Origin of the sequence: Acinetobacter pittii (assembly GCF_034064985.1) — a bacterium.
Lineage (GTDB): Bacteria > Pseudomonadota > Gammaproteobacteria > Pseudomonadales > Moraxellaceae > Acinetobacter > Acinetobacter pittii_H.
Window position 1 is genome coordinate 3,363,418 of the sequence record NZ_CP139249.1, and the last position, 24,810, is coordinate 3,388,227.

Genomic DNA, 24,810 nt, shown 5'->3' on the forward strand with positions numbered 1-24,810 from the left:
GCTCAAGAGATTTTCTGGTATGACAACGATTATCAAACAAGATGACTTGATTACATCGATCAAGGACGCCCTACAGTTTATTTCGTACTATCACCCGCAAGACTTTATCCAAGCGATGAGCCGTGCTTATGATCGCGAAGAAAACAAAGCCGCAAAGGATGCAATTGCACAGATTCTAATTAACTCTCGCATGTGTGCGGAAGGTCATCGTCCAATTTGCCAAGATACTGGTATTGTTAACGTTTTCCTTGAAGTGGGCTTAGATGTTAAATTTGATTTAACAATGAGTTTAGACGATGCGGTAAACGAAGGTGTTCGCCAAGGTTACCTTGAAAACAGCAACGTTCTTCGTGCATCTGTACTTGCCGACCCTGCATTTGGTCGTAAAAATACAAAAGATAATACCCCTGCTGTAATTCACTACAAACTCGTTCCGGGTAATAAAGTAGATATTACTGTTGCTGCTAAAGGTGGCGGTTCAGAAAACAAATCTAAACTTGCGATGCTTAACCCATCTGACTCGATTGTTGATTGGGTACTTAAAACTGTTCCAACAATGGGTGCAGGCTGGTGTCCTCCTGGTATGCTCGGTATTGGTATTGGTGGTACTGCTGAAAAAGCCATGATGCTTGCTAAAGAAGCACTCATGGAAGAAATCAACATGGACAAATTACTTCGCCGTGGGCCAGAGAACAAAATCGAAGAACTTCGTATCGAAATCTTTGAAAAAGTAAACGCACTTGGTATTGGCGCACAAGGTCTTGGCGGTTTAACGACTGTTCTTGATATTAAAATTAAAGATTACCCATGTCACGCTGCTGGTAAACCAGTAGGTATGATTCCTAACTGTGCTGCTACTCGTCATGCTCACTTCCAGCTTGATGGTACAGGTGTAGCTCATATCCAAGCACCAAAACTTGAAGACTACCCTTCTGTAACTTGGGACTCTTCACAGTCTAAACGTGTAAACCTTGATACCATTACTCAAGAAGAAATGGACTCTTGGAAACCAGGTGACACATTACTCCTTAGCGGAACAATGTACACAGGTCGTGATGCTGCGCACAAACGTATGGTTGAAATGATCGACAATGGTGAAGAATTACCAGTTGATCTTAAAGGTAAGTTTATTTACTACGTTGGCCCTGTTGATCCAGTGGGTGATGAAGTCGTTGGTCCTGCTGGCCCTACAACTGCAACACGTATGGATAAATTCACACGTAAAGTATTAGAACATACTGGCCTATTCGGTATGATCGGTAAAGCTGACCGTGGTCCTACAGCAATTGAAGCAATCAAAGACAACAAAGCAACTTACTTAATGGCAGTTGGTGGTGCGGCTTACCTCGTATCTAAAGCTGTTCGTGAAGCTGAAGTTGTTGCGTTTGCAGACTTAGGTATGGAAGCAATCTACAAATTCGTAGTTGAAGATATGCCAGTTTCTGTTGCAGTTGATGTAAACGGTACTTCAATTCACGCAGTAGCTCCAAAAATCTGGCAAGCGAAAATTGGAAAAATTCCAGTAGTCGATGCAGCAGCTGGCTAATCAAGAAAAGCACCGAATTCGGTGCTTTTTTTATACATTCTTTTTTTATTTTAAAATCTGAAAAGAATTGTAACAATTACTTCGTTAATCTGTGCTATTAATGAAAGCACCCTCTCGCCAAATATTGAATATAGGTCATTTCATGACTATTCGCCCTATTCTTAAAAATCTCTCAATCAGCCTCTGCCTAAGCTGTATTACCACAAGCTTGTTTGCCTCTCCTGCCAAATTAAGTTCAGTTAAAGAACTCATGCAAATGAGCCAAATTGATTATCTGCTTAAAGAATCAATTAATGAATTAACGCCTTACTATGATCAACAGGCAGAACAGATCGTTAGTAATATCACGGGTATCAAAACTTTAGGTCCAAAAGAAAAAGAGGCCGCGAAGAAGTTAGGTTCTCTCCTAAAAGATTCGAGCAATCAGCTAATTAGCAACCCTAAAACAGCTCAAGCCTTACAGGATATTTATCTTAAGACTTATACTGAAGAGGAAATTCAGGCTAATCTGAAATTTTTAAAAACCCCAGAAGGCCAATCAATTACGCGCAAGAACGTACAGATTATGGGACAAATTTCAGAATATATGATGGAGTTGGGACAGCAAACATTTAATGACCCTAAAGCACGAGATCATATGCAAGAAGAGATGCTTAAAATTCTTGCACCGTTGATGAAAGATAAAGAAAAGTCTTAACTTTTCTTTATCTTTTGCAGATCATTACCAAGTTAAAGGATTCCATAATTTAAATGGTTTAATCAGATGTACATCTGATTTTTCATCATATTTAGCTGGCTTTAATTCTTGTGGTTTATGACGGATCTTTCCTGAAGCATCTTCAGCCACAAAGTTGTAGCTAGAAGATTTAAGCTCGGTAAATGCTATCTCTCTACGCCCAATATTGTCTTGCATTAACATAAATGGACCAGTATGTTCACTTCGGTCCATTTTATTTTCTTCATCATATTTCAAATAATAAGACGTTCCCGCCTCAACAGTGATATCAATATATTTTGGTTCTTGAAAATGGATACCAAGTAAAGGGCGACTCGCAGAAAGGCGATACGTTCCTGCTGGTAACTCAATCCAGTAATAATGATTATGTAATAGACTCGGGATACGCTTACCATTCACAAAAAGATTAATCGCTGCAATTTCCTGACGATTCCATTTCGTGTCGGGTCGATATAGATAAACTACAGCAGCCTGTTCATTTTGTGGTTTGATTGGAGCAAAAGTCTGACCCAATTTTTGGTTGACCCACCCTCCCACAGTAAAACCGCCTAAATGATATTGATCTAATAAACCTGGTTCTTTTTCAACATCAACTTTAGGTAGAGTCGCAGTCAATTCACTCGGATTTTTTTCTAAATGAGATGAACTTTGACAGCCCACAAATAGTCCGGCACAGCACAAAGATACGATTAAATAACGCATGGCATCCCTCAAAGCGTTTTGTTTTTGATTTATTTTTTACACCGCAAAACTATGCGTATTTTGTATTTTTAAGATTAACACTACCCATATAAATTGAAAACAAAAAAAGCATGAATCACTAACGCGATTCATGCTTTTTAGATGAATGAAATCTATGCAGACTTCGAATCAATAACCTTTAAATCTGCCTTAGCAACACTTTCATGCGTTGCAGCTTCTTTAGGTTGGCGCTCAGCCTGATAAACAGGTTCTGCTTCACCATTAATGACTGCTTCATTAATAATGACTGTTCCAACATCTGTACGACTTGGTAAATCATACATAGTTTCAAGCAGTACGTTTTCCATAATAGAACGTAGACCACGCGCGCCCGTATTACGTTCAAGCGCTTTTTTAGCAACAGCACGCAATGCAGAATCTTCAAAGATCAGATCAACATTTTCCATAGTGAAAAGATATTGATACTGGCGTGTTAATGCATTTTTTGGCTCAGTCAAAATTTGCATTAAAGCTTCTTCGTCTAGCTCTTCAAGTGTAGCAATCACTGGTAAACGACCAATGAATTCTGGAATTAAACCAAATTTCACTAAGTCAGTTGGCTCAACCTGACGGAACAATTCAGCAAGCTTTTTGGTTTCATCTTTGTTTTTAACGTCAGCTGTAAAACCAATACCGCCTTTCTCTTGACGCTGTTGTACAATTTTTTCCAAACCAGAAAATGCACCGCCACAAATAAATAAGATATTTGAGGTGTCAATTTGGATAAACTCTTGCTGCGGATGCTTACGACCACCTTGAGGCGGAATCGAAGCAACTGTACCTTCAATCATTTTTAATAATGCTTGTTGTACACCTTCACCAGACACATCACGCGTAATTGATGGATTTTCAGATTTACGAGTAATCTTGTCAATCTCGTCAATATAGATAATGCCCTTCTGAGCCTTCTCTACATCGTAGTCTGCTTTTTGCAAAAGCTTTTGCACAATATTTTCAACATCCTCACCCACATAACCAGCTTCGGTTAATGTTGTTGCATCTGCCATCGCAAATGGAACATCTAAAAGGCGAGCCAAGGTTTGCGCAAGTAAAGTTTTACCCGAACCTGTAGGTCCAATCAGTAGAATGTTACTTTTAGCAATTTCTACTTCTTTAGACACATGGCCATTATGACCCACTTTCAAGCGTTTATAATGGTTATAAACCGCAACAGAGAGTGTCTTTTTGGCAAGATCTTGACCAATCACATATTGATCAAGCGCAGCACGTATTTCATGTGGTTTTGGCAATGCCTTACTCGCCCAGTCACCTGCTTCAACCTGCTGGCTGGTTTGTACGAGGTCTAAGCAGACATCCACACATTCATTACAAATATATGCGTCCTCACCCGCAATCAGTTTCCCGACTTCAGACTGCGTTTTACCGCAAAATGAACAATGTTTTTGTCCTTGAGGATGTTCGGACATATTCACTCCACAAATAGAATCTTAAATATTAGGGCAAGATGCACTGCATAAATAACTAAATGGAGATCTTTTTCAACATCTCAAGTTATTTATATAAGAAGGTCCTTATGGACGCTTACTTAACACCTGATCAACCAGACCATATTCTTTAGCAGCTTGAGCTGTCATAAAGTTATCACGGTCAGTATCACGAGCTACGGTTTCATAGTCTTGACCACTGTGCTCTGCCATTAAGCGGTTCAAGCGCTCTTTAATAAAGAGAATTTCACGCGCATGGATTTCAATATCCGATGCTTGACCACGGAAACCACCCAATGGTTGATGAATCATGACACGGGCATTTTCTAAACAATAGCGTTTGCCTTTAGCACCCGCATTTAATAAGAATGCACCCATTGAAGCAGCTTGCCCCATACAATATGTCACGACATCAGGTTTAATAAACTGCATCGTGTCATAAATAGCCATGCCTGCTGTCACTGAACCACCTGGAGAGTTGATATAAAGGTGGATATCTTTATCAGGATTTTCAGCTTCTAAAAACAACATTTGGGCAACGATCAAATTTGCCATGTTATCTTCAACTTCACCTGTCAGAAAAATGACGCGCTCACGTAAAAGTCGTGAATAAATATCAAAAGAACGTTCGCCGCGAGAAGATTGTTCAACCACAACAGGAACTAAAGCATTTTCAATTGTTGGAACATACATACGTTATTTATTCCTAAATTTTTTGTGACTTAACCTATGGCAACAATATGCGGGATAATTTCTCAAATTGCAAAAGGTTCGCACTGAAATATTATATTATTTATACCTAAATACTTAATGTCGCACTCAAATTGACCACATAAAGAAAAACAAAAAAGGCGCCCGAGGCGCCTTTTTCTGACTTCTTAAAAGATTAGCCCATACGGCGAGCTTGTTGTTCTTTCAATAAGTCGTCGTAAGATACAGCTTTGTCAGTCACTTTAGCACCAGCTAAGATGTGATCAACAACTTGATCTTCTAATACAACTGCTTCGATTTGAGCACGTTGTTGAGCATCATTTTTGAAGTATTCAATCACTTCAGTTGGATCTTCGTAAGAAGAAGCCATGTCGTCAATGTAAGCATCAACGCGAGCTTGGTCAACTTCAAGTTTAGCATCAGCTAAAACTTTGCTTACCAACACGCCAAGCTTAACAGAACGCTCTGCTTGTTCTTTGAACAATTCGTCAGGAAGCATGCTCTTGTCGAAAGATTGCGCGCCTGCACCACCAAATTGTTGAGTGAACTGTTGAACCATTTGTTGACGTTGACGGTCAATTTCTTGAGCAACCATTGCACTTGGAACTTCAACTTCGTTCGCAGCAACAAGAGCATCAAAAGCAGCTTGTTTAACTTGGTTACGTAAACCATTGCGAACTTCACGTTCCATATTCTTACGAACGTCAGCTTTTAACTTCTCAATGCCTTCTTCTTCAGTTACACCGAAGATTTTTAAGAATTCAGCATCAATTTCTGGAAGTTTTGATTTCTCAACTTGCTTCACAGTGATTTTGAACTGAGCTGCTTTACCCGCCAAGTTTTCAGCTTGGTAGTCTTCAGGGAAAGTAACGTCAATTACTTTCTCTTCACCAGCTTTCATGCCAATGATGCCATCTTCGAAGCCAGGGATCATACGACCTGAACCTAACACAAGTTTAAAGTCTTCAGCAGAACCGCCTTCAAACTTCTCACCATCGATAGTGCCTTCAAAGTCAAAAGTCACTTGCATGTCTTTTTTCGCCATACCCTTGGTTACAGCCCAAGTTTGACGTTGTTTTTGCAAGTTTTCGATCATAGCGTCAACGTCAGCGTCTTTGATTTCAGCTGATTTACGTTCAACTTCTAAAGTATCGAATGCTTGTACAGCAACTTCTGGATAAACTTCTACAGTTGCTTCAAAAACTAAAGCGTCTTCTTTATGTTCAACTTTCTCAATGTTCGGCATACCTACCGCATTGATTTTTTCTTGTTGAATTGCTTCAAAAACGCTATCACGAATGATGTCATTCACAACTTCTTGATAAATGCTTGCACCGTATTCGCGACGAACAACGTTTTCAGGTACTTTACCTGGACGGAAGCCGTTGATCTTCACAGTTTTGGCAGTGCGCTTCAAACGAGCTTCAAATTGCTCGTTAATACGGCTCGTCGGTACAGACACATTTAAACGACGGGCAACGCCCGAAACCGCTTCAGTCGTTACTTGCATGGCTTCCTCGATAAAAATTAGTTAGTAGGAACAGTTTTTAAAAAAGTGCTGTATTATATGACAACTTTCCAGATATACAAAATTAACCGATCAGTTCCTATAAGTGAATGCTATTTTTCCAAGAAATTTCACAGTAATTTTATGATTCTTTAAATATTTTTCATAAAGCCTTAAGTAAAACTAATTTTTTAGCTATTCTTTATAAATCTAAAATTACAATTAAATTTTGATTTTAATCGTTTTAATAAACAATGACTAATAATCAGTAGATTAGCTACATAAAAGTACAATTCACCATTTAATTATTCATTTTTACTTCATAATTCAATTGGCAAATCCAATTAACACAAACTGTACATATAAATAAGAATTATTATTATTCGCATAACCTTTTAGCTTTAGAGTCCTGAAGTCATGTCTTTGATTAGAACACGTAAAAAAATTGTTTCATCTGCAATAGCCTCATCGCTATCAATGATTGCAACAACAGCTATGGCACAAGAAGCAGTTTCACAATTACCAACGATTCATACTCAAGCGACTCAAGAAGAATCATTAAAAGTAGATCAGTCTGCAAACTCTAAATTCGTAGCTCCTCTCAAAGACACACCAAAATCAGTCTCTATTCTTTCTCAAAAATTAATTAAAGATACAAACTCTAATACCCTTCTCGAAGCTTTACGCTATGAGCCAGGCATTACTTTAGGTGCTGGTGAAGGCGGCACACCGTTTACCGACATGCCTTACATTCGTGGTTATAGCGGTCAATCTTCTATTTATGTTGATGGTGTTCGTAATACAACTTCACAAAGCCGCGATATGTTTGCTATCGAACAAGTTGAAGTCATTAAAGGCTCTTCTTCTGCTCTTGGTGGTGGTGGTAGCGTTGGCGGAAGTATTAACTTAATCCCTAAAGTTGCTCATGAAGGTGACGTTTACCAAGGTAGCGTTCAAGGTGGTACTGACAACTATCGTCATATCCAACTTGATGCCAACAAAGACTTTGGTAACGGAGTTGCTGGTCGTGTAGTTATCATGGGTCACGAAAATGAAAAAGCTGGCCAAAGTAACGGTGCAGAATATGCCCGTGCTGGTATTGCCTCAAGTCTTGCATTTGGTTTAGATACGGCAACTCGCGGAACACTGAGCTACTACTATTTACGTAGTAATGATGAACCTGATGCAGGTATTCCGTTCAACAATCCAAATATTCCAGATTATGCGCCAGCTGGTGCTGAAAAGGGGGATGGTAAACCTGTTAATGTAAAAGCAGGAACTTACTATGGTTGGAAAGCACGTGATTTTGATAAACGCGAAAACCACATTGGTACATTTAAGTTGGAGCACGACTTTAATGAAAATCTTACCTTGTCGAATGTAGCGACTTACAACAAATCTAAATCTGATTATGTTTATACGAATGCTGATGACTCTAAAGGTAATATTTACAGAGGCACAATCGCTCGCCGTGCGTTAAGCCGTATTTTAGATAGCGATGCTTATAGCGATCAGCTTTCTTTAAGAGGTAAATTCAACACAGGTAGCCTAAAGCATTCTTTTAATGTCGGCACTGAATGGAGCTTCCAGGAAACCGACCAAGGTATGTATACTTTTACTAATGCGGAAGGGAAAACGACTTCTACAATTTTACAAGATAATATTAACAACTGTACTTCAGCTGCTGCTGTGGCAAATGGCTGGTGTACGAGTTTAAATAATCCTGGAAATGGTGCCTTCACAGATAAGCGTGGATCTATCACAGCACAATCGACCACTCGTAGTCACAATGTAAGCATTTATGCTTTAGACAGTATTGAATTTAATCCACAATGGTTACTTAACTTAGGTGTGCGTTGGGATAAATTTGAAACTGAGAAAAAATATAATAAGGATGTTTATGCAACTAACAAAGGTGCTTATGACTATTCAAAAGTTGCTACTCCAGAAGGTACAAAGTATGAAAGTGATTCCGACTATTTTTCATATCAAGCTGGTCTAGTCTATAAACCAACTGAAAATGGCAGTATTTATGCAAGCTTTGCAACTTCTGCTAACCCTGTTGGTGTACTTGCTGAAGGTGATAATAGCGATAATGCTCTCGGTACTACTGATGTTATTAATGCACTTAAACCAGAAAAAGCTCGTACTTTTGAAGTAGGAACAAAATGGGACCTGTTTAATAACCGTGCGAACTTAACAGCGGCAGTTTTCCGTACTGAAAAGCAAAATACACGTATCCAAATCGACCCTACTACGACTGCCAATGCAGGTAAAAGTAAAGTCGATGGATTTGAAGTTAGTTTGAATGGGAAAATTACCGACAAATGGGATGTTTCTACAGGCTATAGCTATTTAGATAGTGAAATTACCGAAGCAGCATATAATTTAGTTGCTCAAGAAGGTAAACCATTACCATTTGTAGCGAAGAACAGCGCCACCCTATGGTCTACTTACCGAGTAATGCCTCAATTGACTCTAGGTGCTGGTGTTGAATATCGCGATCAAGTTTTTGTAAACACAACTGCTCCGAAATACTTGCCAACCTACACTATTTACAATGCTATGGCTAAATACGACGTAAACAAGAACGTAAATTTACAGCTTAACATCAACAATATCTCTGATAAGCGTTATTTCACTAGTGCACATGCAGCTCACTACGCATTTGAAGGCAATGGTCGTAATGCTGTCTTAGCGATTAACTTTAAATACTAAGTTTAAATTCCATAATTTATTTATGGAATTAATTGAAGTTCATATAAAATAGCCTCGTCATGAGGCTATTTTTACAAATGAAGTATCTATTAAAAAGGTGTTTGCCGTGATTCATCATATCCCCAATGTTTTAAGCAAAGAGCAAGTTGCCGAGTTTCGTAAGCTCATGGAAGACGCCAATTGGGTAGGTGGGAAAGTGACTGCCGGCACCTTGTCTGCTTCTGTTAAAAGAAATCAGCAACTTTCAGAACAAGATCCGCTTACCCACCATTTAAGTGAGATTGTCATCAAAGCAATTTGGCAAAATCCTGTGTTTCAGGCCGCAGCCTTACCTCATAAAATTATTCCACCGCTTTTTAATCGTTATGATGAACATGAAAGCTTTGGTTTCCATGTAGATAACTCAATTCGTCTTATTCGTGGAACTTCTGAACAGCTACGCACCGATTTATCATGTACCTTATTTTTAAGTGAACCTGATGAATATGAAGGTGGTGACCTCGTTATTGAAGACACTTATGGTTATCACGAAGTCAAATTGCCCGCAGGTGATGTGGTACTCTACCCTTCTACCAGCCTACATGAAGTCAGCAGTATTACCTCTGGTACTCGTTTTGCTTCTTTTTTCTGGGTACAAAGTCTGGTTCGAGACGATAGTAAACGCCATCTCTTATTTAATCTTGATGAGAGCATTCGAGAACTACGCAAATCACACGGTGATAACTACCCAGAAGTCATGAAGCTCACCAACATTTATCATAATTTAATTCGTATGTGGTCAGAACTGTAACACTATTTATTTTTGCCTTTTTAATTCTTAACAAACTTTTTTCCTTAAAAAGGCAAGAATATGAAAATAATTTTCCATAAAAAATAAAACAGCGCAAAATTAGAAAATTATTTTCTAAATTATTTAACTAAAATTATGATAAGAATTTTGCACAAGGTGTAATCATTGTTTAGATGTGATATATCTAAATATCAAGATTACCCCCGCAAACCATCAAACTTATTATTTCACGGTCTAGAGATGAAAACGAATTACTTGTTTGCCCAGCCTACTCAAGCAAGACATCATCTGCAACTCCTGATGCTGCGCCAAGCGCGCGTATAAAAATTTTGTCTGCTTTTTAAAGCAGCACTTCAAAATTACCTTTAATTTTTCTGAATTAGATACCATATATATTAAGTAGAGACGTTGCCTTTTAAATATATCCAGAGCAACCGCGCTACGAGACAAGGAGTTTTCTCATGATGTTGGCTGACCCTAGCAAAAAATACCGCCGTATGTACCAACGTGTGGATTTACCAGATCGCCAATGGCCGAATAAAGAAATTACAAAAGCGCCAATCTGGATGAGTACCGATTTACGTGACGGTAACCAAGCAATTTTTGAACCGATGAATATGGAACAAAAATTCAAAATGTTCAAAATGCTTGTGAAAATCGGTTTTAAACATATTGAAATCGGTTTCCCTTCTGCATCACAAATTGACTTCGATTTTACTCGTATGTTGATCGAAGAAAATCATATTCCTGATGACGTATACATTGAAGTTTTGGTTCAAGCACGTGACCATTTAATTGAACGTACTTTTGAATCTTTGGCAGGTGCTAAACGCGCAATTGTGCATATTTATAACTCTAACTCTCCAACCTTCCGTCAAAAGGTGTTGAACGTAGATGTTAATGGTGCAAAACAATTAGCAATTAATGCTGCTCAAAAAGTTAAAGAGTATGCTGCACAGTATCCTCAAACTGACTGGATTTTCCAGTACAGCCCAGAGTGTTTCTCTGCAACTGAATTAGAAGTCGCTAAAGATGTCTGTGATGCCGTCACAGAAATTTGGGATGCACGTCCTGACCATAAAGTGATTTTAAACTTACCTGCGACTGTAGAAGTTTCTACACCAAATGTTTATGCAGACCAAATTGAATGGATGCATCGTAATTTGGCACGTCGTGATGGTGTGATCATTTCTGTTCACTGCCACAATGACCGCGGCTGTGGTATTGCTGCCTCAGAACTTGCCATTATGGCAGGTGCTGACCGTGTTGAAGGTTGTGTGTTTGGTAATGGTGAACGTACAGGTAACGTTGACGTTGCAGCAATTGCATTGAACATGTACACCCAAGGTGTAGCGCCTGAGTTAGATTTTTCTAATATTAATGAAGTGATTGCAACGGTTGAAGAATGTACTGGCTTACCGGTACACCCTCGTCATCCATATGCAGGTGACTTGGTATTTACTGCATTCTCTGGTTCACATCAGGATGCAATCAAAAAAGGCTTCGAGTATCAGAAAAACGAAGAAGTCTGGGATATGCCTTACTTACCAATCGACCCGAAAGATTTGGGCCGCGACTATGATGCTGTAATTCGTGTAAACAGCCAATCTGGTAAAGGTGGTATTGCATACTTATTAGAATCGAACTACAACGTTGTGTTGCCGCGTCGTTTACAAATCGAATTCAGCCAAGTTGTTCAACAATATGCTGATGAGAACGGTACTGAAATTAATGCCAAAGAAATCTGGACATTATTTAAAGACACTTATGTTGATGTGAAAAACCATCATTACACAGTTAAACACTACAAGTTATCTGATATTAACGGTACTCAGATTATCGAACTTGATGTGGATGTCGAAGGTGAAACACAACAACTTCGTGGTGAAGGTAACGGCCCAATCTCTGCGTTCTTAAATGCACTTCAATTACCAATTGACGTATTGAACTATGAAGAACGTAGTATTAGTTCAGGTGCAAATGCGAAAGCATTAACCTTAATTGAGCTTCAAGTAAAAGGTACAGGTAAAGGTTCATTTGGTGCCGGTGTTCATGACAATACAGTCACCTCATCCATTGAAGCAATTATCGCTTGTACCAACCGTTTGATTGATCAAGGTGTTTTAAGTACAGATCAGGTGGTTGCCGCCGCTGTTTAATTAAAAAAAAGACTTTGGAAAGGATACCTAGCTTGGTATCCTTTCTTTTTATTCCTGAAAGATTTAAAAGGCGAAATGTTCCCGTGTCTTTTCCAGCTGATTCAGTGGGGTTAGTCACTCCGCAAAAGTTCCAATTTGAAGAACCATTACACCTTGAATGTGATCGTGTTTTGCCACGTTTTGAACTAATGGTCGAAACTTACGGCACTTTAAATGCTGATAAATCAAATGCAATTTTAATCTGTCATGCTCTTTCCGGACATCATCATGCAGCGGGTTATCACCACGAAGATGATAAAAAAGCTGGATGGTGGGATAGTTGTATTGGCCCGGGTAAAGCAATTGATACGAATAAGTTTTTTGTAGTTTCGCTAAATAATATTGGTGGCTGTAATGGCTCAACTGGCCCGACTTCACCAAACCCTGAAAATGACAATCGCCCTTATGGGCCTGATTTTCCATTAGTAACAGTACGCGACTGGGTTAAAACTCAGGCCATGCTTTCTGACCGTTTGGGTGTAGATGTCTGGTATGCAGTAGTCGGTGGATCATTAGGAGGCATGCAAGCACTACAATGGTCCGTAGACTACCCTGACCGCCTACAAAAATGTGTGATTATTGCCAGTGCACCAAAGCTTTCAGCACAGAATATTGCATTCAATGAGGTTGCTCGTCAGTCAATCTTGTCTGATCCAGATTTCCATCATGGCCGTTATTTAGAAAATGATAGTTACCCGAAACGCGGACTAATTTTGGCTCGCATGGTAGGTCATATCACCTATCTTTCAGAAGAAGCCATGAAACAAAAATTTGGCCGTGATTTAAAATCTGGCAAATTTATGTACGGTTTTGATGTCGAGTTTCAGGTCGAAAGCTATCTACGTTATCAAGGTGAACAGTTCAGCCGTAACTTTGATGCCAATACTTATCTCATCATGACTAAAGCTTTAGATTATTTTGATCCATCACGTGAGTACGGTCACTCATTAACTGAAGCAATGGGGAAAACTAAATGTCAGTTCCTGATTGTGTCGTTTACAACTGACTGGCGTTTTGCACCAAGTCGTTCACAAGAAATTGTAGATGCGCTTATTACCAATCATAAGCCTGTAAGCTATCTCGACATTGATGCTGAACAAGGTCATGACTCGTTCTTATTCCCTATTCCACTGTATGTCAAAACCATGCGCGCTTTCTTAGGCGGTGAAGAACACTTAAAATCGACATCACTGGAGGCAAGCTAATGCGTATTGATCAACAACTGGCAGAAAAGTGGATTAAACCCGGCTCAAGCGTACTCGATTTAGGGTGTGGTGACGGTGAATTACTCGCTCATATGAGCCAAAAGCATCAAATTCGTGCTTATGGTTTAGAAATTGATCAAGAAAAGATTGCAATTGCCGTCAGTCGCGGGTTAAATATTATTCAACAAGATTTGAATCTCGGCTTAAGCCGCTTTGCTGACCAGTCATTTGACTATGTGGTTATGGCACAAGCTTTGCAAGCCGTAGATGCACCCGATGTTTTATTAAGAGACATGGTGCGTGTGGGTAAACAGGCAATTATTACTTTTCCAAACTTTGCGCATTGGAAGACTCGCTCTTTTCTTGCATTAAAAGGAATGATGCCTGTATCGGATGCTCTACCATATATGTGGTATAACACCCCCAACATTCATTTATGTACATTTAAAGATTTTGAAGCACTATGTGCTGAAAATCAGATACAAATTATTAATCGACTCGCCGTCAATGGAAATCAGCAGGGAAGCCTGTTAAGCAAACATGTTCCGAATTTGTTTGGTGAAGTCGCTATTTATCGAGTGAGTGCACTATGAAAAAGACATTATTTAGCACACTATTTGCAGGACTGCTAAGTATGCAGGCTCATGCAGATTATATCGCCCAGCCACAATCGGTTGCGAGTCAGGCTGCACGTTTTTCAACAATGGGGATTAATGATCTTCAAAAAGCAGCAAAAGCGGGTCAAGCAGGCGCTCAATTTTACCTTGGTACACACTACCAATATGGTAAAGATGTAGCAAAAGACGAGAAGCAAGCTTTCGCATGGTTTAAAGCAGCAGCTGACCAAGGTTTATCACCAGCACAACTCAACGTGGGCCGTATGTATGCCGACGGTATTGGTGTTAAAAAAGATGAGTCTATGGCTCGTAAATACTTTGAAAAAGCAGCAAGCAATGGCGATAACCGTGCAAGCTATAACCTCGCGATGATGGAAGAGCAAAAGAAAAACTACGTGGGTGCTTACCAGTGGTATGAGCTTTCAACTCGTGATGGCATGCTCGACAATAAAGTGATTAGCCTATCTGAAGGTAAGAAAACTGCTCTTGCAGCGAACTTGACTCAAGAACAAATCCGTACAGCACGTGACCGTGCGGACAAATGGATTCAGGCACAATAATAACGATTCATCCGTAAAAAAACCTTACTCGACTAAAACCACTTTGTATGCTCTACAAGGTGGTTTTAGTTTATTAGGATATTCTCATTTATATTCTATTTGCTTCCCTCTATATCCCCTTCCAAAAAACACGTAACATAACTGATGTTCGATATTAGCTATAAAGTTTGGTTTTATTATGTCTACCCCACATTGGTTTGATCAGGGCAGTTTAGTTCTTGCCAGCAATAACAAAGGTAAAGTCGCTGAGTTTGAAAAACTTTTTGAACAGCTTAAGTTACCAGTAGAAATTATTCCTCAAGGTCGCCTTAATATTCCTGATGCAAATGAAGATGGTTTAAGCTTTATTGAAAATGCCATTATTAAAGCGCGTCATGCTTCTAAAATTTCAGGTAAACCTGCTATGGCTGATGACTCAGGCATTTGTGTACCAGTCTTAGGCGGCGCACCTGGCATTTATTCAGCACGCTATGCTGGAGAACATGGTGACGATGCAGCGAATAATGCAAAATTATTAAATGACCTTTTGCCCTACCGTAAAAATGGTGAAGTGATTGAAGGTATGTTTGTATGTGTACTTGCTTTAGTGACGCATGCTGAAGATCCTTTACCACAAATTTTCCAAGGCATCTGGCACGGCGAAATTTTAGAAGCGCCACGTGGCGAAAATGGCTTTGGCTATGACCCACTGTTCTGGTTGCCTGAGCTACAAGTTTCTAGCGCTGAGTTGTCTAAAGAAGAAAAGAATAAGATTAGTCATCGTGGGCAAGCGATGCAGTTATTTAAAGAGAGCTTACAGAAGTAAGCTGATCACATGGCCACAATATGCAGCGTTAGAATATATTAAACTTTGTATAGGCAACCCTTACTTTTCAAAGATGAAAAGTAAGCAAAAATCTTTTGTTAGACTGATGGCACTTCCTTGTGCCACAGTCTAACTGGAGGCATCCATGCCGCCTTCGCACAAGCAAGTGTAGGGTTAGAATTAAATAATTAATTAGACGAACATGTGTAAAAACACTGCATAAATCGCAATACACACACAACTCACAATCGTCCCTGAAGCGATATAAGCCGCAGATCTTCCCGTTCCTTGATAATGTGTTTCTAGCGCTACAATATTGGCTGCTGGTGGCAGACAGAACATTAAAAACATCACTCCAATTTGCTGAGAAATATTTGGAATCGGTAAAAATCTATAAGTTAAGCCGCAAAGTACAACCCCACAGGCAACTTTAAATGCTTGAGCTTTCGTACTATAAATTAAGTCTTTTAAATGTACTCGAGTACGACGCAACCACATTCCCAATACACACATGCCAGCAAAAGTCATTGCAAACTTGGCAACCTCATATACCCAATGTATGGCGGGATGCTCGAGATGTTGAGCCCCTAATAACCTGAGCAAAAGTGCACAAAATATTGAAATACACGGTGGAGATGACAGAACCTTTTTTAATATGCTGAGTTTACTTTGTGGTGCGGTGGTGACTGCCGTGACAGCCCAAGCATTTCCAAAAAGAGACATTCCAATATATAGCGCAACAATTGGAGCCGTAGCATCAGGACCAAATAAGGCCATGGCAAAAGGAAAGCCTAGCCAGCCCATGTTGGTATAACTTACGCATAGCGCTAATAATCTGTCTTTAAATAGAGCTAAATAGGCAAAGAAAATAAGAAATGCTGAACCAAAGCTAAACAGCATTAAACTCAAACTACCTGACTGATAAAATACCATGTTGTAAATAATCACAACAGGAATCAGTAAGCGAGCAAGCCAAGCTGAAAGAATAGGTTTTATAGTTTCTGCAAGGGAAGTCTGAGCAAGTAAAAGTCCTGTGATAAATGCCAATACAGGCAGTAGTAGCGCCACGCTCTCACCTCTTGCTCATTAAAAACAGCTTGTTATGCTACACCTTTTCAAAGTGAAATGTACTTTCCATTTCAAGTAATTTAAGCGCCCGATATCAGCCTACTTATAAATTAAAAAAATTAGATACTATTTCTATGAAAATTAAATTTTTAGACTTTAACCCTTATTCACTGTCTTAAAAATGACACATAAGTGTCACATTCCTGTCATGGCAACCTGTTGATATAAAGCAAACTGAAAAGAGGTATAAGATCATGGCTGGTTTATCTATTTGGCATGTCGTTATTTTTGCGATTGTCGTTATTTTATTATTCGGTACATCTAAATTAAAAAATATCGGTAAAGACGTAGGCGGTGCAGTAAAAGACTTTAAAAAATCAGTTCGTGAAGAAGATGAGACTACTGCTCTTAATACGCCACGTACAATTGATGCCCAAGTCAAAACTCCTGACAGCACATCAGTAAAAAGCTAAAGGTTTTCGACCATGCTTGATGTAGGAATGACAGAGCTACTCTGCTTTGCAATTATTGCAATTTTAGTTTTAGGTCCAGATAAACTACCGGAAGCTGCACGTTTTGCTGGCCGATGGTATGTTCGCCTCAAACGTTATATTACCAATTTGCAAAATGAGATTGATCAAGAGTTGCGTCTTTCTGAGTTTCGAAAAGAAATGCAAGAAGAGCTCAACCGCATTGAAGCACTAGAACGAAAATTTCAACAACAACTTGAAGAAATCCAAAAACAAAATATTTCTGAAAATATAGATAAGACTGAGGCAACCAAATCTGTGCCTCAACCTATTCGGATATGTCTTCCTATATCGGGCCATTATAAAGTTCCATATGTGGAAAAATTTGTGCCTTTCACATCATCAACTGATATTTCAGAGACATCACCTGTTAAATTGAAGATTGCCGTATGAACCAACTGCCTTCAACCACTGTAAATAGTCAGGAAAATTTAGACCAAATGCCAATCATGAGCCATTTGGTTGTTTTAAGACGCCATTTATTTAGAATTGTCGGGGTAACCTTATTTTTATTCTTTTGCTTATTACCCTTTAGAAATAATACTTACCAATTATTATCCGAACCTTTGAGGCTGCAACTCCCGACCTCCTCCTCAATGATTGCAACCGATGTCACTGCAACATTTATGGCACCTTTTAAACTCAATTTATTTGTCGCGCTTGTACTAGCAATGCCATTTATTCTTTATGAAATATGGTCATTTGTTCGTCCGGCGCTATATCAAAAAGAACGCCATTTAGCCCTGCCATTACTCATCGGTAGTATTGTCTTGTTTTATGCGGGCGTTGCTTTTGCATATTACATTACCCTTCCGGCAATTTTGCATTTCTTTATTAGTGTATCGCCTGAAACCGTTGCACCGATGACCGATATTAATAGCTATCTAAGCTTTTGCTTAAAGCTATTTTTAGTGTTTGGACTGACTTTTGAGATTCCAATCGCGACTCTCTTACTTATTTTAATTGGTGTCGTAAATACAAAAAGTCTTGCTGAAAAGCGACGTTTTATTATTGTTGGATGCTTTTTTGTAGCGATGTTTATTACCCCACCAGATGCAATTTCAATGGTGATGTTAGCCATCCCGATGTGGTTACTTTTCGAACTTGGTCTACTCTTTGGTAAAATTCTTGAGAAAAGAAAAGTCCATTCTGCTGAATAAAATAGTTTTAAGAAAAAGCCTGAACCTCGAAGTTCAGGCTTTTTTATGTAGAACACTTTTTAATCTACAAAGCAATAAACTGTCTTCAAAGTGACTTAAAAATGTAAGAAAAGTGTCATTTACAGTCCATAAAATCAACTCAACAAATATACCCACAAAATTTACGGATTTATTATGACAACTGCTTCTAACCACCCAACACGTCGTGAAATTTTAAAATGGTTTTCGGGGATTCCTTTCCTTCCATTAGGTGCGATGGCTACGGCAGCAACGTTAGCAGGTTGTAATGATAGTGATGATAGTTCTGTAGTCACGCCAACACCACAGCCAAGCAAATTAAAAAACGCAAAATTCACAGCAATGTCTGCGCCTACGACTGCAGCAGATCGCGCAACAACTTTAGTGAATTCTAAATTAAAAATTGACTGGGAAAACTCAACCAGTACTGAATATCAACTTGCTTATAAACCTTTCTTTAAAACAGGCGATAGCGTACCAAAGCACGGTGGTGGAACTATTATCGCGGGTGGTTATTTTGATGTTAATGGCAATCCAATTATGGATAAGTCAGTTGCTGGTAAAGAACGTCAATTCTTTTCAGACTGTCCAGATGGTTCATCTCTAATTCAATTAGAAGGTGCGAAAGTTGAAGGCGTAGCAAACCCTGTGTTCCACGTTGTTCAATTTGAATATAACTCTAAAGACCAAGCAGGCGGCGATACTTACGGTCAACTACCTTCTCCAATCGCAATTTTGACTTTAGATCAAGACCCGAAAACAGGTCACTTAGAGCTTAAAAAATACTTCAATGTTGATACTGCTCCTGTTCATGGCTTATGGATCACTTGTGGTGCGAGCTTATCGCCTTGGAACACTCACTTATCCAGTGAAGAATATGAGCCTGATGCATTCAATCAAGGCATTGGTGGTACAGATCCAAAATATCTTGGTAAATACTTCTTTGGTGATGAAACTAAAGCAAACCCTTATAACTACGGTCATTTGCCAGAAGTAACGGTTAACCTAGATGGTACTGGTAGTATTAAAAAGCATTATTGTTTAGGCCGTATTTCTCATGAACTTATTCATGTTATGCCAGACAACCGTACAGCGCTCATGGGTGATGACTATACAAATGGTGGTTTCTTCATGTTCGTTGCTGATAAAGAAAAAGATTTATCGGCAGGTACGCTCTATGTTGCTAAATACATCAATACGCTAACTGAAACATCACAAGCCAGCATTCAATGGATCAAACTTGGACACGCGACCAGTAAAGAAATTGAAGATTTAGTTGCTGGTGGAATTAAATCAACTGACATCATGGAAAGTTTAACAACCAATCCAAATGATGCTAGTTACACTGAAATCACTTTGGCAAAGAAACAGCTTTGGGTAAAACTTAAACCAGGCATGGAAAAAGCGGCCGCTTTCTTGGAAACACATCGTTATGCAGCGCTAAAAGGCGCAAGTATGGCGTTCACCAAGATGGAAGGTACTAACGTAAATATTAAAGATAAAATTGCGTACTCTGCTTTAGCTAATATTCAAGATTCAATGGTTGTTGGTGGTAAAGGTTATGTTGCGGAACATAATGTAGGGTTCTCTAAAAAGATTACTGCTGGTGGCGTTCTTGCACACAAATTAGGTAATAGCTTTACAGATAATGAAGGCAGCGCAATCAATAGTGAGTGGGTTCCTCTTTACTCATATATGTTGTTAATGGGTGAAGATCTTCCTGAGAAAGATAGCTTAGGTAATACAGCTCACCCAGACAAAGTTGCTAGCCCAGACAATCTGAAGTTCTCTGAAACTTTACGTACATTATTTATTGGTGAAGACTCGGGTAACCACGTAAACAATTTCTTGTGGGCATACAATGTAGATACTAAAGAGTTAACACGACTGCTTTCTACACCAGCAGGTGCAGAGTCAACAGGCTTACATGCAGTAGATTCAATTAATGGTTGGACTTACATCATGAGCAACTTCCAGCACCCAGGCGATAGCAGCAGTGTACCTGAGGATGTTAAGGCATTAATTAACCAAAATTACAACAATGGTTATAGTGCTAACGTCGGCTATATTACAGCAGACCCAATTGCCCCTTCAGTCACAACTAAATAATTTTTCATAACTGCTCTAAATATTAAAGCTGGCTAAGGTCAGCTTTAATATTTTTACATTCAGTTTTTACTTTTTATGAAAATTAAATGAAAAATTACAGGACTTTTCATTAACTTATCATCAAAACGTCAACGCCTCGTCACATTCACAAACTAAGCTCATGAAGAATTTTAGAACAATCTCTTTATTTACTTAGGAATTTCCCATGACAGAGCTGACGCCATATCATGAAGACCAAGAATTGGATAATAATACTTCTGACAATATCCACTTCCGCGACATTTTAGAACAACACATTAGTCGTCGTAGTTTAATTACTAAAGCAGCAAGTGGTGCAGTAGCGTTAACTTTAGCCTCTACCTTAACAGGTTGTAATGATAGTGATGATGACTCAGGTTCAAACAACGGTGGAACCACACCTGTAGATCCAAATAAAAAACCAGAAAAATTAACTTTTACCGCAGTTGCGAAAAACCATAACGATATTGTGACTGTACCTGAAGGTTATGAAGCGAATGTCATTTATGCTTTAGGTGACTCAATCAATCCAAAAGTTGGAGATTGGGACGACAATAATATTCCATCTGGTCCAAGCTTCCAGTTTCGCTCTGGCGACTGCCATGATGGTATGCATTATTTTGGCTTAAATACTTCAACAAACCGCTTTGACGAAAGTGTTTCAGCTGAAGGTTTGTTAGTCATGAATCACGAATATATCAACCAGACCTTCCTTCACCCAAAAGGTCCAACAAGAGTTGATGGACGTCGTCCTGAAGATGAAGTTATTCGTGAAACCAATGCGCATGGCGTTTCTATTGTTCACATTAAAAAAGACCCAACAACTCAACAAGTAACAATTGATAAAAGTTCTGCTTTTAACCGTCGTATTACAGCATCAACAGAGATGGATTTTGAAGGTGCTGCAGCGGGTTCAAGCCTGCTCGCAACTCGCTTCTCACCTGCAGGACGTCAAACACGCGGTACCCATAATAACTGCGGTAATGGTTATACACCTTGGGGCACATACTTAACCACGGAAGAAAACTTTATTGGTTATTTCCAACGTTCAGGTAGCGATGAATATGCACGTACAGATGCAGAAAAAATTGCATTAAAGCGTTATGGGTTAGGTGTTAAAAAAGATGAGCTCTATCGTTATGAGAAAGATGAGAAAGGTGCCCCTAAAAAAGATACCGAGGGCAAAATCATTTATGAAAAAGATAAAAATGGTGAGTTAATCCCTAACGTTGATGAACAAGGGCGACAAATTTATTTAGGTGCAAGTTCTCGTTACGGTTGGGAAACTGCGATTGGTCAAGTAGAGTCACAAGACTTATATGACCGCTGGAATGCCGACGTAAAAGCTGCACAAGCTACCCAAGACTACCGCAACGGTCCAAATACATTCGGCTGGATGGTCGAGATTGATCCATTTGATAGACGTCAAAACCCAGTTAAACGTACTTCACTCGGTCGTTTTGCACATGAAGACAGTGCTTGCCGTGCCGTTGTAGGTCAACCATTAGCATTTTATATGGGCGATGATTCTCGCGGTGAGTACATCTATAAATTCGTCTCTACCGCAGTGTGGGATGCTAAAGATATAAATGGCGGTTATGCAGTTGGCGACAAATACATGAACGCAGGTAAATTGTATGTTGCCAAATTTAATAACGATGGTTCAGGTCAATGGATTGAACTTGCTTATGGCAAAAATGGCTTAAATGAAAGCAACACCACTTATCCATTTAAATCTCAAGCAGATGTTGTGACATTTGCACGTTTAGCGGGTGACGCCGTCGGTGCGACAAAAATGGACCGCCCAGAATGGTGTACAATCAACCCAGTGAACGGTGAAGTTTATGTCACCCTAACCAACAACTCAAATCGTGGTAAAGATTACGCGACCGATGCTGCGAACCCGCGTAACTATACTGACCTTAAAGATGGAAAAACCACTCAAAAGGGTAATGTGAACGGTCATATCATCCGTTTTAAAGAAACCGATGACAAAACAACTGCTGAAACCTTCAAGTGGGATATCTACCTATTTGGTGCAGAAGCATCTATGGCTTCAAACATCAATTTATCTGGTTTGACAGACAACAATGATTTGTCATCTCCTGACGGGATGTGGTTCGACCCACGTGGTGTACTTTGGATTCAGACAGATGATGGCGCCTATACCGATGTGACTAACTGTATGATGCTTGCTGCGTTACCAGGCCAAATTGGTGACGGCGCTGCCGCCACTACTTCAAACGGCCAACAAACGCTAGTCGGCGCTAAAGTGACAGACTCAACATTACGCCGTTTCTTGGTTGGACCAAAGCAATGTGAAATTACAGGTATTGCGATGACACCTGACTACAAAGCAATTTTCATTAATGTTCAACACCCTGGTGAAGACTCGAAAAGTTACTCGACACCAGATAGTAATTGGCCTGCAACTCAAAAAGATCCAAGCAATAAAACTGCACGTCCACGTTCAGCAACTGTTGTGATTACCCGTAAAGATGGCGGTGTGATCGCGGGTTAAGTCTTAGATGATTTAAAATGCCGATTCATTGATCGGCATTTTTATTATCATCGATTTAAAAGGATCTGCTGCTGAACAATTTGCTCACTATGTTCGCCTTGTTGAGTCTTTTCCAACCAAAGCCATTCGTTATTGGTCATTCTTAGAAAGTTTGAGCAACGTGTGCCATACACAGGACTTTGAATAAAAGTTGAGGACAATAACTCTTCCATTTCTGGCTGGATGCCTGTATTGGGTAGTAATGCGGTCGTAACTTTACGCTCATCTTCAAGAATATCCCACGCCGCGTGCTGTAAAGTTAACTCTTCCGTTTGGTGCTGAAGCATAGGCAAAAACTCTTGCGTAAAGCGTGTTCGTAAATGTTTAGTTTTCTCCCAATGTTCAGACATCAAGCCATTCGAAACCACGTAAACACCGTTAGCCAAGACTTGCGGCGCTTCACCACGGTTACTCATATAAACCGCTTGATCCGCATTTCCCATAAACAAGTTAAAGCCAGCAAAGTTCTGTTGCTGCTGTTCTAATTGTTGAGCAAATCGAATCGGCAATAAATCAGACTCTAAAAAAGCCTGAACTAAGTGCCCCCGAGAGGTTTCATATGATTTCTGATCTCGTCCATCACGAAAATTGGTCAAGACAGCCCATCGGCCTTGAGGTGTAACGCCCATCCAAGTCCCACCCGACTGTAAATCTTGCCCAGCAATAATCGGTGTATGTTGCCACTGATGTAACAATGCTGTTGGTCGATGATAGAACTCATCCCGATTTGACATAAGACATAAGGGCACATCATCAAGAACATGCCATGCTAAAGCCACAATACACATCTTTTCTTATTCCCTATCTTTACACATTGAATGTACAACATTTTTCACATCATTCCGCTACAATCTGTCAAAACGTAAGATCAAGGAGCAGCAATGCTGACCTATCCTAATATCGATCCGGTCGCAATACATCTAGGACCTCTTCAAGTCCATTGGTATGGACTCATGTATTTATTGGCATTTTTATGTGCTTGGGGGCTTGCGTCCTACCGTGCCAAACAACGTGATGGCTGGACATCAGAAATGGTTTCCGATCTGGTGTTTTACGGTGCCCTAGGTGTCGTTCTGGGCGGTCGTGTCGGCTATGTCCTTTTCTATGAGTTTGATAAATTCCTTGAAAATCCGATTTGGTTATTCCAAGTCTGGACAGGTGGCATGAGTTTTCACGGCGGCTTTCTTGGTGTTATGGTAGCTATGCTATTTTGGTGTAAAAAATACCAAAAAACATGGTTCCAAACCCTCGACTTTATCGCCCCATGTGTACCGACTGGCTTAATGTTTGGGCGCTTTGGTAACTTCATTGGCGGAGAGTTATACGGTCGTGCGGTAACCGACCCAAACTATCCATTTGGTATGATCTTCCCAACTGATCCATTACAACTGGTACGCCATCCATCACAAATTTATCAAGCAATTTGTGAAGGCTTAATCCTATTTATTATCTTGTGGTGGTTTAGTTCAAAACCACGTCCACGTATGGCAGTTTCTGCTCTATTCTTAATGGGTTATGGCGTTGCACGCTTTGTGATGGAATTCTTCCGTCAACCAGATGCCGACCAAGGTTTTATTCTATTTGGCTGGATGACTAAAGGACAAATCCTCACCGTTCCAATGTTGCTGATTGGCCTTTGGATGATGTGGTATGCCTATCAAAAGAAAATTTATGACTGGGGTCCACAAAAGAATAGTTAATATGATAAATCAGAGGAGTTTCGGCTCCTCTTTTCTTTTTTATGCTACAGTTTTACTCTCCCAAAAAT

Annotated in this window: 21 protein-coding genes; 15 read left to right on the forward strand and 6 right to left on the reverse strand. The window is 39.6% G+C overall.

What is annotated here, in order from left to right:
• The first annotated feature begins 19 nt into the window (after positions 1–19).
• Together fumA and SOI76_RS16120 are read left to right on the forward strand one after the other, a co-directional pair.
• Positions 20–1,546 (forward strand): fumarate hydratase, encoded by a 1,527-nt coding sequence (gene fumA, locus SOI76_RS16115; protein ID WP_104080342.1) that lies wholly within the window; start codon positions 20–22, stop codon positions 1,544–1,546.
• Between the two features lie 142 nt (positions 1,547–1,688).
• Positions 1,689–2,243: a DUF2059 domain-containing protein gene (locus SOI76_RS16120; RefSeq protein WP_002114716.1), complete on the forward strand. Its 555-nt coding sequence runs from the start codon at positions 1,689–1,691 to the stop codon at positions 2,241–2,243.
• 24 nt (positions 2,244–2,267) lie between these two features.
• Here SOI76_RS16120 and SOI76_RS16125 read toward each other — a convergent pair whose 3' ends face one another.
• The 4 genes from SOI76_RS16125 to tig all read right to left on the reverse strand — a co-directional run bounded on the left by SOI76_RS16125 (position 2,268) and on the right by tig (position 6,689).
• On the reverse strand, positions 2,268–2,984 hold the full coding sequence (locus SOI76_RS16125; protein ID WP_002115030.1) for a DUF2846 domain-containing protein: 717 nt from the start codon (positions 2,982–2,984) through the stop codon (positions 2,268–2,270).
• Between the two features lie 152 nt (positions 2,985–3,136).
• Entirely contained in the window at positions 3,137–4,450 is a 1,314-nt protein-coding gene (clpX, locus tag SOI76_RS16130; RefSeq protein ID WP_002114726.1) for an ATP-dependent Clp protease ATP-binding subunit ClpX, read from the reverse strand.
• A 105-nt stretch (positions 4,451–4,555) separates the two neighbouring features.
• Entirely contained in the window at positions 4,556–5,161 is a 606-nt protein-coding gene (gene clpP / locus SOI76_RS16135; protein WP_002114870.1) for an ATP-dependent Clp endopeptidase proteolytic subunit ClpP, read from the reverse strand.
• Between the two features lie 193 nt (positions 5,162–5,354).
• A complete protein-coding gene (gene tig, locus SOI76_RS16140; RefSeq protein WP_016142259.1) occupies positions 5,355–6,689 on the reverse strand; it encodes a trigger factor in 1,335 nt (444 codons plus the stop codon).
• 414 nt (positions 6,690–7,103) lie between these two features.
• Between tig and bfrD the strand changes: the two genes are divergently transcribed.
• The 7 genes from bfrD to rdgB all read left to right on the forward strand — a co-directional run bounded on the left by bfrD (position 7,104) and on the right by rdgB (position 15,579).
• The gene (gene bfrD / locus SOI76_RS16145) at positions 7,104–9,404 is read left to right on the forward strand and encodes a TonB-dependent receptor (protein ID WP_104080341.1); all 2,301 of its coding nucleotides are present in this window, start codon (positions 7,104–7,106) and stop codon (positions 9,402–9,404) included.
• A gap of 106 nt (positions 9,405–9,510) precedes the next feature.
• The gene (gene piuC / locus SOI76_RS16150; protein WP_205668463.1) at positions 9,511–10,194 is read left to right on the forward strand and encodes a Fe2+-dependent dioxygenase; all 684 of its coding nucleotides are present in this window, start codon (positions 9,511–9,513) and stop codon (positions 10,192–10,194) included.
• 461 nt (positions 10,195–10,655) lie between these two features.
• A complete protein-coding gene (gene leuA, locus SOI76_RS16155; RefSeq protein ID WP_016144279.1) occupies positions 10,656–12,353 on the forward strand; it encodes a 2-isopropylmalate synthase in 1,698 nt (565 codons plus the stop codon).
• 83 nt (positions 12,354–12,436) lie between these two features.
• Positions 12,437–13,597, forward strand: a complete 1,161-nt coding sequence (gene metX, locus SOI76_RS16160; protein WP_002114709.1) for a homoserine O-succinyltransferase MetX — start codon at positions 12,437–12,439, stop codon at positions 13,595–13,597.
• Positions 13,597–14,190, forward strand: coding sequence for a methionine biosynthesis protein MetW (gene metW, locus SOI76_RS16165; protein WP_001217230.1), 594 nt, complete (start codon positions 13,597–13,599; stop codon positions 14,188–14,190). The genes metX and metW overlap by 1 nt, the downstream gene beginning before the upstream one ends.
• A complete protein-coding gene (locus SOI76_RS16170; RefSeq protein ID WP_017385717.1) occupies positions 14,187–14,774 on the forward strand; it encodes a tetratricopeptide repeat protein in 588 nt (195 codons plus the stop codon). The genes metW and SOI76_RS16170 overlap by 4 nt, the downstream gene beginning before the upstream one ends.
• A gap of 178 nt (positions 14,775–14,952) precedes the next feature.
• Positions 14,953–15,579 carry an RdgB/HAM1 family non-canonical purine NTP pyrophosphatase gene (gene rdgB, locus SOI76_RS16175; protein WP_104080339.1) on the forward strand — a complete coding sequence of 209 codons (627 nt, stop codon included), beginning with the start codon at positions 14,953–14,955 and terminating at the stop codon, positions 15,577–15,579.
• Positions 15,580–15,771: 192 nt separating this feature from the next.
• Here the strand turns inward: rdgB and SOI76_RS16180 are convergent, their stop codons facing one another.
• Positions 15,772–16,647 carry an AEC family transporter gene (locus SOI76_RS16180; RefSeq protein ID WP_104080338.1) on the reverse strand — a complete coding sequence of 292 codons (876 nt, stop codon included), beginning with the start codon at positions 16,645–16,647 and terminating at the stop codon, positions 15,772–15,774.
• Positions 16,648–16,901: 254 nt separating this feature from the next.
• On the opposite strand from SOI76_RS16180, the gene tatA reads away from it, so the two are divergent.
• From tatA to SOI76_RS16205, 5 genes are all read left to right on the forward strand, one after another.
• Complete coding sequence (tatA, locus tag SOI76_RS16185) at positions 16,902–17,120, forward strand: Sec-independent protein translocase subunit TatA (protein WP_002114991.1); 219 nt, start codon at positions 16,902–16,904, stop codon at positions 17,118–17,120.
• A 12-nt stretch (positions 17,121–17,132) separates the two neighbouring features.
• Complete coding sequence (tatB, locus tag SOI76_RS16190; RefSeq protein ID WP_104080337.1) at positions 17,133–17,570, forward strand: Sec-independent protein translocase protein TatB; 438 nt, start codon at positions 17,133–17,135, stop codon at positions 17,568–17,570.
• Positions 17,567–18,337: a twin-arginine translocase subunit TatC gene (gene tatC, locus SOI76_RS16195; protein ID WP_104080336.1), complete on the forward strand. Its 771-nt coding sequence runs from the start codon at positions 17,567–17,569 to the stop codon at positions 18,335–18,337. Before tatB ends, tatC begins: the two co-directional genes overlap by 4 nt.
• 174 nt (positions 18,338–18,511) lie before the next feature.
• Positions 18,512–20,464, forward strand: a complete 1,953-nt coding sequence (locus SOI76_RS16200) for a PhoX family protein (protein ID WP_104080335.1) — start codon at positions 18,512–18,514, stop codon at positions 20,462–20,464.
• Positions 20,465–20,669: 205 nt separating this feature from the next.
• Positions 20,670–23,003 (forward strand): PhoX family protein, encoded by a 2,334-nt coding sequence (locus SOI76_RS16205; RefSeq protein WP_104080334.1) that lies wholly within the window; start codon positions 20,670–20,672, stop codon positions 23,001–23,003.
• Positions 23,004–23,050: 47 nt separating this feature from the next.
• On the opposite strand, the gene SOI76_RS16210 is transcribed toward SOI76_RS16205, so the two are convergent.
• Positions 23,051–23,830: an NRDE family protein gene (locus SOI76_RS16210; RefSeq protein WP_205668462.1), complete on the reverse strand. Its 780-nt coding sequence runs from the start codon at positions 23,828–23,830 to the stop codon at positions 23,051–23,053.
• A gap of 93 nt (positions 23,831–23,923) precedes the next feature.
• Here SOI76_RS16210 and lgt point away from each other — a divergent pair, with 93 nt between their 5' ends.
• Entirely contained in the window at positions 23,924–24,742 is an 819-nt protein-coding gene (gene lgt / locus SOI76_RS16215) for a prolipoprotein diacylglyceryl transferase (protein WP_104080333.1), read from the forward strand.
• The last annotated feature ends 68 nt before the right edge of the window (positions 24,743–24,810 follow it).

What these genes read in the sequence shown, in the direction of transcription:
- fumA (WP_104080342.1), top strand. Translation starts at nt 20, where the DNA reads ATGACAACGATTATCAAACAAGATGACTTGATTACATCGATCAAGGAC.
- SOI76_RS16120 (WP_002114716.1), top strand. Translation starts at nt 1,689, where the DNA reads ATGACTATTCGCCCTATTCTTAAAAATCTCTCAATCAGCCTCTGCCTA.
- SOI76_RS16125 (WP_002115030.1), bottom strand. Translation starts at nt 2,984, where the DNA reads ATGCGTTATTTAATCGTATCTTTGTGCTGTGCCGGACTATTTGTGGGC.
- clpX (WP_002114726.1), bottom strand. Translation starts at nt 4,450, where the DNA reads ATGTCCGAACATCCTCAAGGACAAAAACATTGTTCATTTTGCGGTAAA.
- clpP (WP_002114870.1), bottom strand. Translation starts at nt 5,161, where the DNA reads ATGTATGTTCCAACAATTGAAAATGCTTTAGTTCCTGTTGTGGTTGAA.
- tig (WP_016142259.1), bottom strand. Translation starts at nt 6,689, where the DNA reads ATGCAAGTAACGACTGAAGCGGTTTCGGGCGTTGCCCGTCGTTTAAAT.
- bfrD (WP_104080341.1), top strand. Translation starts at nt 7,104, where the DNA reads ATGTCTTTGATTAGAACACGTAAAAAAATTGTTTCATCTGCAATAGCC.
- leuA (WP_016144279.1), top strand. Translation starts at nt 10,656, where the DNA reads ATGATGTTGGCTGACCCTAGCAAAAAATACCGCCGTATGTACCAACGT.
- metW (WP_001217230.1), top strand. Translation starts at nt 13,597, where the DNA reads ATGCGTATTGATCAACAACTGGCAGAAAAGTGGATTAAACCCGGCTCA.
- SOI76_RS16170 (WP_017385717.1), top strand. Translation starts at nt 14,187, where the DNA reads ATGAAAAAGACATTATTTAGCACACTATTTGCAGGACTGCTAAGTATG.
- rdgB (WP_104080339.1), top strand. Translation starts at nt 14,953, where the DNA reads ATGTCTACCCCACATTGGTTTGATCAGGGCAGTTTAGTTCTTGCCAGC.
- tatA (WP_002114991.1), top strand. Translation starts at nt 16,902, where the DNA reads ATGGCTGGTTTATCTATTTGGCATGTCGTTATTTTTGCGATTGTCGTT.
- tatB (WP_104080337.1), top strand. Translation starts at nt 17,133, where the DNA reads ATGCTTGATGTAGGAATGACAGAGCTACTCTGCTTTGCAATTATTGCA.
- tatC (WP_104080336.1), top strand. Translation starts at nt 17,567, where the DNA reads ATGAACCAACTGCCTTCAACCACTGTAAATAGTCAGGAAAATTTAGAC.
- SOI76_RS16200 (WP_104080335.1), top strand. Translation starts at nt 18,512, where the DNA reads ATGACAACTGCTTCTAACCACCCAACACGTCGTGAAATTTTAAAATGG.
- SOI76_RS16205 (WP_104080334.1), top strand. Translation starts at nt 20,670, where the DNA reads ATGACAGAGCTGACGCCATATCATGAAGACCAAGAATTGGATAATAAT.
- SOI76_RS16210 (WP_205668462.1), bottom strand. Translation starts at nt 23,830, where the DNA reads ATGTGTATTGTGGCTTTAGCATGGCATGTTCTTGATGATGTGCCCTTA.
- lgt (WP_104080333.1), top strand. Translation starts at nt 23,924, where the DNA reads ATGCTGACCTATCCTAATATCGATCCGGTCGCAATACATCTAGGACCT.